The following is a 12,222-nucleotide window of genomic DNA, read 5'->3' on the forward strand; positions in this document are numbered from 1 at the left end:
GCGATTTCTTTCCCCTATCGGGCTGAACTTTTCGTGATCAAGGGCCAGTTGATCTATGAAGGGCCTTACCCTTCAAAAGGTGAACCAGTTGAAGTCCCGTGAGCCCGGCCCCGACGCGGCGCCCGCAGCCCTGCCCGGAACGCTGTCCGAAACCCTGCGTGCCGAACTGATCGCGTTCCGCCGGGATTTGCACATGCACCCCGAGCTCGGCAACCAGGAGTTCCGCACCACCGCCGTGCTCAAGGCCCGCCTGGAGGCGGCCGGGCTGCGCCCCAGAGTGCTCCCCTCCGGCACCGGGCTCGTCTGCGACATCGGGACCTGGGACCGCGCGCGGCCCATGCTGGCGATCCGCGGTGACCTCGACGCGCTGCCCATCCCGGACGTCAAGACCGTCCCGTACCGTTCCACCGAGCCCAACCGCGCGCACGCCTGCGGCCACGACGTCCACACCACCGCCACCCTGGGCGCCGGTCTCGTGCTCGCCGAGCTCGACCGCCAGGGCCGCCTCCCCGCGGCGGTACGGCTGATCTTCCAGCCCGCCGAGGAGGTGCTGCCCGGCGGCGCCGCCGACGCCATCGAGAACGGTGTTCTGGACGGCGTCGGGCGGATCATCGCCGTGCACTGCGACCCCCGCGTCGACGCCGGGAAGATCGGGCTGCGGGCCGGCCCGATCACCTCCGCCTGCGACCGCCTGGAGGTCACCCTCGACGGGCCCGGCGGCCACACCGCCCGCCCGCACCTGACCACCGACCTGGTCACCGCCGCCGCCCGCGTCGCCGTCGACGTGCCCGCCGTGCTCGCCCGCCGGGTCGACGCCCGCTCCGGCATGTCGGTCACCTGGGGCCGTATCGAGGCCGGTCACGCCCCCAACGTCATCCCGCAGGCCGCCGCGCTCTCCGGCACCGTCCGCTGCCTCGACCTGCCGTCCTGGCGCGACGCCCCGGACCTGGTGCACGCGGCCATCGACGAGATCGCGACCCTGCACCGGGCCAAGTCGACCGTCGACTACGTGCGCGGTGTCCCGCCGGTCGTCAACGACCCGGTCGTCACCGAGCTGCTGCGCGACGCGATGAGCGCCCGGCGCGGCCCGTACGCCGTCGAGGACACCGAGCAGTCCCTGGGCGGCGAGGACTTCTCCTGGTACCTGGAGCACGTCCCCGGCGCCATGGCCCGGCTCGGCGTCCGCACGCCCGGCGACACCCGGGTCCGCGACCTGCACGCGGGCGACTTCGACGTCGACGAAAGGGCCATCGCGGTCGCCGTGGAGCTCTTCACCGCCGCGGCCCTCATCGACGCGGCCCCGAAGCACTGACGAGGGCGCGCGCGGAAACGTCGAATTCCGGACTTAAGTACGACTTAATGCGGGGCCGGGCGCCGTTCACCCGTCCGGCCCAGCGCCCGGCGTGTCCCTCCGGTGCCTGGCCCCTGGGGCCGTACCAGCGTGTATGACGGGCCGTATCGGGGCGGATGCCGGGGGTGTCCGTCCTGGCCGGTTCGCGTCGATCCGATAACGACTCATGAACGGGTCTTTAACTGACATCTACGCGCGTTACGATCGCCGCGAAACCAGCGCCGGAAGAGGCGCTTTCGGTCAGTCTTGAAGGGACCCTCCTCTTGCGCCGGATCACCAGGATCACCACCGTGGGCATCGCCTCCGCGGCGCTCGCGCTTACCGCCACCGCGTGCGGCAAGTCCTCCACCTCGGGCTCCAGCAACCCCTCGGCCTCCGGCCAGGTCAAGGCCGCCATCGCCTACGACATCGGCGGCCGTGGCGACCAGTCCTTCAACGACGCCGCCTACGCGGGTCTGCAGCAGGCGGAGAAGGAGCTCGGCGCCAAGGGTGCCGAGGCCGAGCCGTCGCAGGGTGAGAGCGACGCCGACAAGGTGCAGCGCCTGACCGCCCTGGCCCGCGCCGGGAACAACCCGGTCATCGGCGTCGGCTTCTCGTACGCGCCGGCCATCGCGAAGGTCTCCAAGTCCTTCCCGAAGACCACCTTCGGCCTGATCGACGACACGTCGCAGACCGGCCCGAACATCGCCAACCTCGTCTTCAACGAGGAGCAGGGCTCCTACCTGGCCGGCGTCGCCGCCGCCAAGGCGTCCAAGACCGGCACGGTCGGCTTCATCGGCGGTGTCGAGGTTCCGCTGATCAAGAAGTTCGAGGCGGGCTTCACCCAGGGCGTCAAGGACACCAACCCCAAGGCGAAGGTGCTCACCCAGTACCTGACCCAGCCGCCGAACTTCGACGGCTTCTCGAAGCCCGACCTCGGCAAGGCCGCCGCGCAGGGCCAGCTCGACAAGGGCGCCGACGTGATCTACGCCGCCGCCGGTCTGGCCGGCTCCGGCTCGATCGAGGCCACCGCCACCGCCGGCAAGTGGGCCATCGGCGTCGACTCGGACCAGTACAACCAGAAGGGTCTGGCCCAGTACAAGGACCACATCCTGACGTCCGTCACCAAGAACGTCCAGGGCTCCGTCTTCAACCTGATCAAGTCGGTCAAGGACGGCAAGCCGCAGACCGGTGAGGTCCGCTACGGCCTCGCGACGGACGGCGTCGGCCTGGCCGACTCCAACCCGGCGTACCAGAAGATGACCGACCTCATCGCCGCCGTGAACAAGGCGAAGCAGGCGATCATCGACGGCAAGATCACGGTCAAGACCACGCCGTAACGGCACCCAGGTCACGACCCGGGCCCGCGGGCCCGGCGACGGTGGCAGTCCACCGGAGCCGGGCCCCGGCCCCATTTCCCGTACGGGTTTTCAATTTTCGGCAGTGCTACGCGTGTAGATGTCCCAGCGGCACGATAGCTTCGCCCCGCCCTGCCCTCCGCTCCCACTCCTTTCGGCCAAGGAGAGTGCGCCATCAACGCGTCCAGCCCCCCTGCCGTAGAACTCCACGGCATCACCAAGCGCTTCCCCGGCGTCGTCGCCAACAAGGACATCGACATCACCGTCCGGAAGGGCACCGTTCACGCCCTCATCGGTGAGAACGGTGCCGGCAAGTCGACCCTGATGAAGATCCTCTACGGCATGCAGAAGCCGGACGAGGGCACCATCGCCATCGACGGCGAGCAGTGCTCCTTCTCCAGCCCCGGTGACGCCATCGCGCGCGGCATCGGCATGGTGCACCAGCACTTCATGCTCGCCGACAACCTCACCGTCCTGGAGAACGTCGTCCTCGGCGGCGAGAAGCTCCACGGCATCGGTGCCAAGGCCCGCAGGAAGATCCAGGAGATCTCCGACGCGTACGGCCTCGGCGTCCGCCCCGACGTCCTCGTCGAGGACCTCGGCGTCGCCGACCGGCAGCGCGTGGAGATCCTCAAGGTCCTCTACCGCGGCGCCCGGATCCTGATCCTCGACGAGCCGACCGCCGTGCTCGTCCCGCAGGAGGTCGACGCGCTCTTCGACAACCTGCGCGAGCTCAAGTCCGAGGGCCTCACGGTCATCTTCATCTCGCACAAGCTGGGCGAGGTCCTGAAGGTCGCGGACGACATCACCGTCATCCGCCGCGGCACCACCGTCGGCACCGCCGACCCGAAGACCGCCACCACCAAGCAGCTCGCCGAGCTGATGGTCGGCACCGAGCTGCCCTCCCCGGAGACCCGCGAGTCGACGGTGACGGACGTCCCGATGCTCAAGGTGCAGGGCCTCACGCTGACCGAGGCCGGCGCCGCGGCCGCCGCCCCGGTGACCACCGCGGCCCCCGCGGACCCCTCCCAGTCCGCCACGATGCACGAGGAGCCGGTCGCCGGGCGCAAGCTGCTCGACGACATCTCCCTCACCATCCACAAGGGCGAGATCCTGGGCATCGCCGGCGTCGAGGGCAACGGCCAGACCGAGCTCATCGAGGCCCTGATGGGCATGAACGCCCCCGACGCGGGCGTCATCACCCTGGACGGCGTCGACATCTCCAAGGTCTCGGTGCGCAAGCGCCGCGAGGGCGGCATCGGCTACATCCCCGAGGACCGCCACCGCCACGGCCTGCTGCTCGAAGCCCCGCTCTGGGAGAACCGCATCCTCGGCCATGTCACCGAGAAGCCCAACTCCAAGCGCGGCATCCTCGACCCGAAGGCCGCCCGCAAGGACACCGAGCGGATCGTGCGCGAGTACGACGTCCGCACCCCCGGCATCGACGTCACCGCCGCCTCGCTGTCCGGCGGCAACCAGCAGAAGCTGATCGTCGGCCGCGAGATGAGCCACGCCCCCAAGTTCCTGATCGCCGCCCACCCCACCCGTGGTGTGGACGTCGGCGCGCAGGCGCAGATCTGGGACGCCATCCGCGACGCCCGCCGCGAGGGCCTGGCCGTGCTGCTGATCTCCGCCGACCTCGACGAGCTCATCGGCCTGTCCGACACCCTCCGGGTCATGTACCGCGGCAAGCTCGTGGCCGACGCCGACCCCGCCACCATCACGCCCGAGGAGCTGGGCTCCGCCATGACCGGCGCCGCCACCGGCCGCCTCGAGGGCAACGACCAGCACCCCGAAGACGGTGACGCCCGATGATGAAGATCGACAAGGACAAGCTGCTCATCGGGGCCGCGGGCCCGGTGCTCGCGCTGGTCTCCTCCTTCGTGCTCACCGTGCTGGTGCTGCTCGCCACGGGCCTCGACCCGATCGAGCCGATCCGGCTGATGATCGAGAACGCCGGGTACTCCGACATCCAGGTGCTGATCGTCAACCAGACCGGCATCTACTACCTGGCGTCGCTGGCCGTGGCCATCGGCTTCCGGATGAACCTCTTCAACATCGGCGTCGACGGCCAGTACCGCCTCGCGGCGATGGTGTCGGCCGTCGTCGGTGCCTCCGTGTCCCTGCCCGGTCCGCTGCACATCCTGCTGATCGTGCTCGTCGCGATCCTCGTCGGTGCCTTCTGGGCCGGCATCGCGGCCATCCTGAAGACCACCCGCGGCGTCTCCGAGGTCGTCTCGACGATCATGCTGAACGCCATCACGACCTCGCTGGTGGCCTGGCTGATCCTGCCGAAGAACTGGGGTGTCCAGCCGCCCGGCTCCAACAACCTCACCACCGGTGACATCCCCGAGTCCGGCTGGTTCCCCGGCATCGACATGGGCGAGGGCAACGGCGTCATCTACGGCTTCACCTTCGTCGCGCTCGCGCTCGGCGTCGTCTACTGGTTCGTCCTCAACCGCACCAAGTTCGGCTTCGACCTGCGCGCCACCGGCGCCAGCGAGTCCGCCGCCCAGGCCAGCGGTGTCGACGCCAAGAGGATGATCCTCACCGCGATGCTGATCTCGGGTGGCCTCGCCGGTCTGTCCGGCATGCCGACGCTGCTCGGCGAGACCCACACGTACAGCCTCGACTTCCCGGTCGGCGTCGGCTTCACCGCCATCGCCATCGCCCTGCTCGGCCGCAACCACCCGGTCGGCATCCTCTTCTCGTCCCTCCTCTTCGCGTTCCTGGAGAAGGCGTCCTCCTCGCTGGACACCAACGGGTACCCGAAGGAGATCACGCAGATCATGCAGGGCATCATCGTGATCGCCGTGGTCGTCTCCTACGAGCTCGTCCGCCGTTACGGCCTCCGCCGCCAGCAGCAGAAGGTCGGCGAGCAGCTGGCCGCCGGCGGCGCCATCAAGACCGACAAGGAGGTGGCGGCATGAGCACCGGCACCGTCGCCAAGCCGAGCGCCGCGCCCAAGAAGGCCGCGCGCCGCAAGCTGACCTGGCCCTGGATCCTGCTGATCGTGGCGGCCGCTCTCGTCCTCTTCTCCTTCGTCCGGGTCGTGTCCGGCGCCGACGACCTCACCTCGGTCGGCCAGGTCTCCGGCGCGCTCCAGCTCGCCGTGCCGATCGCCATGGCCGGTCTCGGCGGTCTGTGGTCCGAGCGCGCGGGCGTCGTCAACATCGGCCTCGAAGGCATGATGATCCTCGGCACCTGGTTCGGCGCCTGGGCCGGCTACCAGTGGGGCCCGTGGACGGGTGTCGTCGTCGGCATCCTCGGCGGCGCGCTCGGCGGTCTGCTGCACGCGATCATCACGGTCACCTTCAACGTGAACCACATCGTCTCCGGTGTGGCGATCAACATCCTGGCGCTCGGCTTCACGAAGTACCTGTCGAAGTTCACGTTCGCCGAGGCCGAGGGCGGCTCCGCCAAGCAGTCCCCGCGCATCGACCAGATCACCGACATCACCATCCCGGGACTCTCGGACTGGCTGCAGGACCTCCAGCAGAAGCACTGGTTCCTGATCTCGGACATCGCCGGCATCATCGGCGGCCTGGTCACCAACCTGTCGCTGCTGACCGTCGTCGCCGTCCTGCTGATCCCGGCCACCTGGTGGCTGCTGTGGCGTACGGCCTTCGGCCTGCGGCTGCGGTCCTGCGGTGAGAACCCGGTCGCGGCCGAGTCCCTGGGCGTCAACGTCTACAAGTACAAGTACATCGCCGTGGCGGTGTCGGGCGGCCTCGCCGGCCTCGGTGGCGCGTTCCTCGCGATCGTCTCCACCGGCATCTACCAGGAGGGCCAGACCGGCGGCCGCGGTTACATCGGTCTCGCCGCGATGATCTTCGGCAACTGGATGCCGGGCGGCATGGCCATGGGCGCCGGCCTGTTCGGCTTCACCGACAGCCTCAAGCTGCGCGGCGGCGCCACCAACGTGCACGCGCTGCTGCTGCTCGTGGCCCTGCTGCTGGTGATCGCCGTGGTGTGGCAGCTGTACAAGAAGAAGTACGTCTCGGCCGCGCTCGCCGCCGTCTTCTCGGCCGGCTTCTTCCTCTGGTACGCGTTCACCGACGAGGTCCCGAGCCAGTTCGTCGACGCCGCTCCGTACGTCACCACGCTGCTCGTGCTGGCCCTGTCGGCGCAGCGGCTGCGGATGCCGAAGGCGGACGGCCTGCCGTACCAGAAGGGCCAGGGCAAGTGACGCCCTTGTCCGAGGCCGACTGGGAGCTGCTGCGCACGACGGCGCGGGAGGCGATGTCCCACGCCTACGCCCCGTACTCCGGCTTCCCGGTCGGCGCGGCGGCGCTCGTCGACGACGGGCGGGTGGTCTCCGGCTGCAACGTGGAGAACGCCTCGTTCGGCCTCGGCCTGTGCGCCGAGTGCGGACTGGTCTCGCAGCTCCAGGCGACCGGCGGCGGACGGCTCACGCACTTCGTGTGCGTCGACGGCCGGGGCGAGTCCCTGGTGCCGTGCGGCCGGTGCCGGCAGCTGCTCTACGAGTTCGGGGGCCCCGAACTCGTCATGGAGACGCCGGCCGGGGTCACGACGCTGGCGGAGATGCTCCCGCAGGCCTTCGGCCCGGACCACCTGAAGCAGTAGCACACGCGGGCGGCCCTTCCGGCAGGATGGAAGGGCCGCCTTCTCCTCTAGCTCCTCTATGCGCGTAGAAAGAGGCATCACCACATGGACGTCATCTCCGTCATCCGCACGAAGCGGGACAAGGGCGAGCTGAGCCCCGAGCAGATCGACTGGGTCATCGACGCCTACACCCGCGGGGAGGTCGCCGACGAGCAGATGTCCGCCCTGGCCATGGCGATCCTGCTGAACGGAATGAACCGCGACGAGATCGCCCGCTGGACCGCGGCCATGATCGCCTCCGGCGAGCGCATGGACTTCTCCTCGCTGTCCCGGCCGACCGCGGACAAGCACTCCACCGGCGGCGTCGGCGACAAGATCACCCTGCCGCTCGCCCCGCTCGTCGCCGCCTGCGGCGCGGCCGTCCCGCAGCTCTCCGGCCGCGGTCTCGGCCACACCGGCGGCACCCTCGACAAGCTGGAGTCCATCCCCGGCTGGCGCGCGCTGCTCTCCAACGAGGAGATGCTGCACGTCCTCGACACCACCGGCGCGGTCATCTGCGCGGCCGGCGACGGCCTGGCCCCGGCGGACAAGAAGCTCTACGCGCTGCGCGACGTCACCGGCACGGTCGAGGCCATCCCGCTGATCGCCTCCTCGATCATGTCGAAGAAGATCGCCGAGGGCACCGGCTCCCTGGTCCTCGACGTCAAGGTCGGCACCGGCGCCTTCATGAAGAACATCGAGGACGCCCGCGAGCTCGCCTCCACCATGGTGGCGCTCGGCACCGACAGCGGCGTCAAGACCGTGGCCCTGCTCACCGACATGTCCACCCCGCTCGGCCTCACCGCCGGCAACGCCCTCGAAGTCCGCGAGTCCGTCGAGGTCCTCGCGGGCGGCGGCCCCGCCGACGTCGTCGAGCTCACCGTCGCCCTGGCCCGCGAGATGCTCGACGCCGCCGGCATCAAGGACGCCGACCCGGCCAAGGCCCTTGCCGACGGCTCCGCCATGGACGCCTGGCGCCGCATGATCGCCGCCCAGGGCGGCGACCCGGACGCCACCCTCCCGGTCGCCCGCGAGCAGCACGTCGTGACCGCCCCGTCCTCCGGCGTCCTCACCCGCCTCGACGCCTACGACATCGGCATCGCCGCCTGGCGCCTCGGCGCCGGCCGCGCCCGCAAGGAGGACCCGGTCCAGGCCGGCGCGGGCGTCGAACTCCACGCGAAGCCGGGCGACACGGTGACGGCGGGCCAGCCGCTGCTCACCCTGCACACGGACACCCCGGAGAAGTTCGACTACGCGCTCAAGTCCCTGACGGCGGCCTGGGACATCGCCCCGGCGGGCACGCCGTTCACGCCGAACCCGATCGTGCTGGACCGCATCGCGTAGCCGTGCGCGTCTTCGTGGGAAGGGGGCCGGTGGACACCCACCGGCCCCCTTCACCATGCCGTGCGATGAGTTCCGGGCACGCCGGCGGTCCCCATGCTGTGGACACCTCGCGCACTCTCGAACTGCGGCTGCCCGCCCGGCCCGCCCCCGACGACGTCGGGCGGCTCTGCGCGCTGCTCGACGCCGCCGAGCCCGCCGTCGTCGTCTGTGATGTCGGCGGGCTCGACCGGGCCGGTCTCGCGGCCGTCGACGCCGTCGCCCGGCTGCGGCTCGCCGCGCGGCGGCGCGGGCACCGGCTGGAGTTCAGGGGCGCCGGGCCCGAGCTGCGGGGAGTCCTCGACCTCGTCGGGCTCGGGGACCTGCTGTGAGCCGTACCAGGGTCAGGCCTCCAGCCGGTCCGGGAGGTCGAACAGCGGGAACCAGCGCTTGGTGTCCAGGAAGAAGTCCATCCCGCCGATCTTCCCGTCGTGCACCTGGAGCACGATCAGGGCCCACGGGGCGAAGCCGCCCTCCGGGTCCGGGTGGTAGTGCGCGAAGGCCGGCTGGCCGTTCGCCACGGCCGGCACCAGCCGGGAGCCGCGGCACACCTCGCCGACGCCCAGCATCCAGCCCACGATGTCCTCGTGGCCGCGCAGCCACAGGTCGTACGGCGGCATGGACATCGTCGCGTCCTCGTGGAGGAGGGCCGTGAGGGCCTGCATGTCGTAACCCTCGAAGGCCACCACGTAGCGGTCCAGGAGCGCCTTCTGCTCCTCGTCCAGCGGGTCCGCCGCGTCCGAGCTGGCCGGCGCCTGCTCGGCGATGGTCGCGCGGGCCCGCTGCAGGGCGCTGTTGACCGAGGCGACGGTCAGGCCGAGCAGCTCGGCGACCTCGGCCGCCTTCCAGGCCAGCACCTCGCGCAGGATCAGCACCGCCCGCTGCTTCGGCGGCAGGTGCTGCAGCGCCGCCACGAACGCGAGCCGCACGGTCTCCCGCGACACCGCCGTCTCCGCCGGGTCGGCCACCGACGGCAGCACCCGGCCGTCCGGCACCGGCTCCAGCCAGGTGATCTCCGGGCGCTCGTTGAGCCGGGCCTGCGCCACCGGCGTCGGGTCCGTCAGATCCATCGGCCGGGCCCGCCGGTTGCCCGCGCTCAGCGCGTCCAGACACACGTTGGTCGCGATCCGGTACAGCCAGGACCGCAGCGACGAGCGCCCCTCGAAGGAGTCGAGCGAGCGCCAGGCGCGCACCATGGTGTCCTGCACCGCGTCCTCCGCCTCGAAGGCGGAGCCCAGCATCCGGTAGCAGTAACCGGTCAGCTCCGTGCGGTACTTCTCCAGGTCGTCCGACTTCACGCCGCCGGTCGTCATGGCCATCGCGTCCACCCCGCTCGCCACCTCACCGGCGCCCGTTCGACGCCGATGAGGGGAAGCTATCGCGGGCCACTGACAACCGCGACCGATTCGGCTCAGGCGGCCGTCACGTGCCCGGCTTGCGCCCGTACACGAACACGTCGTCGCCCGTCCGCAGCAGGTTCCAGTACGCCTTCGCGTCCGCCGGCCGCATGTTGACGCAGCCGCCCGAACCCGGCGGGTTCCACATGGACTTGGTGGTCGAGTGGAAGGCCTGCCCGCCGTCGAAGAACTGCGAGTACGGCATCGACACGTGGTAGAGCGTCGACCAGTGGTTGATGTGGCGCCAGTAGATCTTCTTCGCGCCGGTACGGGTCTCCGCGCCGTCCCGGCCCGTGCGCACCGGCACCGGGCCGTACTTGAGGCGGGCGCCGTCCTGGATCCAGCTGAGCTGGCGGGTCAGGTCGACGCAGGCGATCCGGCCCTTGTCGGTCGGACACCTGCCCTCGCGGTTCGGGTTGGTGCCGGCGGCCCGCTGCGCGAGCATCGTCGACATGGTGCGCCAGGTGACCACACCGGCGTAGCCCGCCGACGGCAGGATCCCGTGCTTCTGCTGGAACGCCTGGATCGCCCGGCAGTCGGTGAGCGACTGGCGCCCGTCGACGGGCCGGCCGAGGAACTTCTCCACCTGCTTCTGGTACGGGCCGGTCGTCGTGTTGCAGTACGTCGCCGCCTGCGCCGGGGCGGCGCCGAGGGCCACCGTCAGCGGCACGACCAGGGACGTCACCGCGAGGCCGACGCCCGCCCTGCTGCGGGCGGCGCTCCGGCGGGTGTCCCGGGTGGTGCTCCGATTCGCGCTCATGATCGTCAACTCCCCCTTGAGTCCTGGAACTTAAGACTCTCGGGGGAGCCGAACGGTTGCAGTGCCGTAACGGCCCGAGCGCGGAGGGTCAGGCCGCCGCGAGCCGATGCTGCCGCTGCCGGTCGCGCCGCGCCTCGACGCGCGCGCTGTGCGTCCCGTACAGCGTGATCGACACGACGCCGAGCACCGCCACCAGGCCGATCACGACCGTGCCGGCCCAGCCGCCCGCGTGGAAGGCGACCGCGCCGAGCGTGCCGCCCGCGCTGCTGCCCAGGTAGTACGCCGACTGGTAGAGCGCCGATGCCTGCGCGCGGCCCGTCTTCGCGGTACGGCTCACCGAGGAGGAGGCGACCGCGTGCCCGGCGAAGAAGCCGGCGGTGATCAGGACCAGTCCCGCGAGGACCGCGGGCAGCGCGCCGGCGAGCGAGAGCAGCAGCCCGGTCGCCGTCGTGGAGACCGCCAGGTAGAGCGCGCCGCGCCGGCCGAGCCGGCCGACGAGCCTGCCGGCCGCCGCGGAGGAGACCGTACCGACCAGGTAGACCAGGAAGATCGAGCCGACCACGCCCTGCGGCAGCGAGAACGGAGCCTCGACGAGCCGGTAGCCGATCACCGTGTAGACGGCGCCGAAGACCGTCATGAACAGCGCGCCGATCGCGTAGAGCCGCACGAGCAGCGGGTCCGCGAGGTGACCGCGCACGGTCCGCGCGAGCAGCCGCGGGTTCAGCGTGCCGGGCGTGAAGTGCCGGGCCTTCGGGATGAGCACGCGGAAGGCGATCGCGCAGCCCACGGCCATCAGGCCGACGGCCGCCAGGCCCGCCCGCCAGCCCCACAGCTGGGCCACCCAGCCGGTGACGATCCGGCCGCTCATGCCGCCGATGGAGTTGCCCGCCACGAACAGGCCGATCGCGGCGACCAGCGCCTTCGGCCGCACCTCCTCGGCCAGGAACGCCATCGCCGAGGCCGGCACACCGGCCAGCGCGGCGCCCTGCACCGCGCGCAGCGCGACGAGCCAGTCCAGGTTCGGGGCGAGCGGGACGAGCAGACCGACGGCGACGGCGACCGCGAGCGAGGCCGTCATCATCGAGCGGCGTCCGAAGCGCTCGGACAGTGCGCTGAGCGGGAGGACGCACAGGGCGAGCGCGCCGGTCGCGGCGGAGACCGTCCAGGAGGCGGCCGACGCGGTGGCGCCGAACTCGGCCGAGACGGCCGGAAGGAGGGCCTGGGTGGAGTAGAGGAGGGCGAAGGTGGCCACTCCGGCGGCGAACAGCGCCAGGCTCATCCGGCGGTAGCCGGGGCGGCCGGGGGCGAGCCGGGAGTCTTCGGCGGGAAGGCTTGTGTCGGCGACCGCGCGGGTGGCGGCCGCCTCGGTACTGGCGGAAGGCATGCCTCGAA

Annotated in this window: 11 protein-coding genes; 8 read left to right on the forward strand and 3 right to left on the reverse strand. The window is 71.1% G+C overall.

Annotated elements, in window-relative coordinates; translation table 11 throughout:
• Nucleotides 1–79: 79 nt before the first annotated feature.
• From ACIRSU_RS24435 to ACIRSU_RS24470, 8 genes are all read left to right on the forward strand, one after another.
• Entirely contained in the window at nucleotides 80–1,312 is a 1,233-nt protein-coding gene (locus ACIRSU_RS24435) for an amidohydrolase (RefSeq protein WP_403795792.1), read from the forward strand.
• A 302-nt stretch (nucleotides 1,313–1,614) separates the two neighbouring features.
• Nucleotides 1,615–2,670, forward strand: a complete 1,056-nt coding sequence (locus ACIRSU_RS24440; protein WP_403795795.1) for a BMP family protein — start codon at nucleotides 1,615–1,617, stop codon at nucleotides 2,668–2,670.
• 192 nt (nucleotides 2,671–2,862) lie between these two features.
• Entirely contained in the window at nucleotides 2,863–4,503 is a 1,641-nt protein-coding gene (locus ACIRSU_RS24445) for an ABC transporter ATP-binding protein (RefSeq protein ID WP_403796473.1), read from the forward strand.
• Nucleotides 4,500–5,618 carry an ABC transporter permease gene (locus ACIRSU_RS24450; protein WP_403795797.1) on the forward strand — a complete coding sequence of 373 codons (1,119 nt, stop codon included), beginning with the start codon at nucleotides 4,500–4,502 and terminating at the stop codon, nucleotides 5,616–5,618. Before ACIRSU_RS24445 ends, ACIRSU_RS24450 begins: the two co-directional genes overlap by 4 nt.
• On the forward strand, nucleotides 5,615–6,877 hold the full coding sequence (locus ACIRSU_RS24455) for an ABC transporter permease (RefSeq protein WP_403795799.1): 1,263 nt from the start codon (nucleotides 5,615–5,617) through the stop codon (nucleotides 6,875–6,877). The genes ACIRSU_RS24450 and ACIRSU_RS24455 overlap by 4 nt, the downstream gene beginning before the upstream one ends.
• On the forward strand, nucleotides 6,874–7,275 hold the full coding sequence (locus tag ACIRSU_RS24460) for a cytidine deaminase (protein ID WP_403795802.1): 402 nt from the start codon (nucleotides 6,874–6,876) through the stop codon (nucleotides 7,273–7,275). Before ACIRSU_RS24455 ends, ACIRSU_RS24460 begins: the two co-directional genes overlap by 4 nt.
• An 84-nt stretch (nucleotides 7,276–7,359) precedes the next feature.
• Entirely contained in the window at nucleotides 7,360–8,637 is a 1,278-nt protein-coding gene (locus tag ACIRSU_RS24465) for a thymidine phosphorylase (protein WP_403795805.1), read from the forward strand.
• A 65-nt stretch (nucleotides 8,638–8,702) separates the two neighbouring features.
• Nucleotides 8,703–9,005 carry an STAS domain-containing protein gene (locus ACIRSU_RS24470; protein WP_403795807.1) on the forward strand — a complete coding sequence of 101 codons (303 nt, stop codon included), beginning with the start codon at nucleotides 8,703–8,705 and terminating at the stop codon, nucleotides 9,003–9,005.
• 12 nt (nucleotides 9,006–9,017) lie between these two features.
• On the opposite strand, the gene ACIRSU_RS24475 is transcribed toward ACIRSU_RS24470, so the two are convergent.
• From ACIRSU_RS24475 to ACIRSU_RS24485, 3 genes are all read right to left on the reverse strand, one after another.
• On the reverse strand, nucleotides 9,018–9,992 hold the full coding sequence (locus ACIRSU_RS24475) for a sigma-70 family RNA polymerase sigma factor (RefSeq protein ID WP_403795809.1): 975 nt from the start codon (nucleotides 9,990–9,992) through the stop codon (nucleotides 9,018–9,020).
• Between the two features lie 103 nt (nucleotides 9,993–10,095).
• Nucleotides 10,096–10,830 (reverse strand): L,D-transpeptidase, encoded by a 735-nt coding sequence (locus ACIRSU_RS24480; RefSeq protein ID WP_403795812.1) that lies wholly within the window; start codon nucleotides 10,828–10,830, stop codon nucleotides 10,096–10,098.
• A gap of 88 nt (nucleotides 10,831–10,918) precedes the next feature.
• Nucleotides 10,919–12,214, reverse strand: a complete 1,296-nt coding sequence (locus ACIRSU_RS24485; protein ID WP_403795814.1) for an MFS transporter — start codon at nucleotides 12,212–12,214, stop codon at nucleotides 10,919–10,921.
• Between the last annotated feature and the right edge of the window lie 8 nt (nucleotides 12,215–12,222).

This window comes from Streptomyces sp. NPDC101160, from assembly GCF_044768205.1.
Taxonomy (GTDB): domain Bacteria; phylum Actinomycetota; class Actinomycetes; order Streptomycetales; family Streptomycetaceae; genus Streptomyces.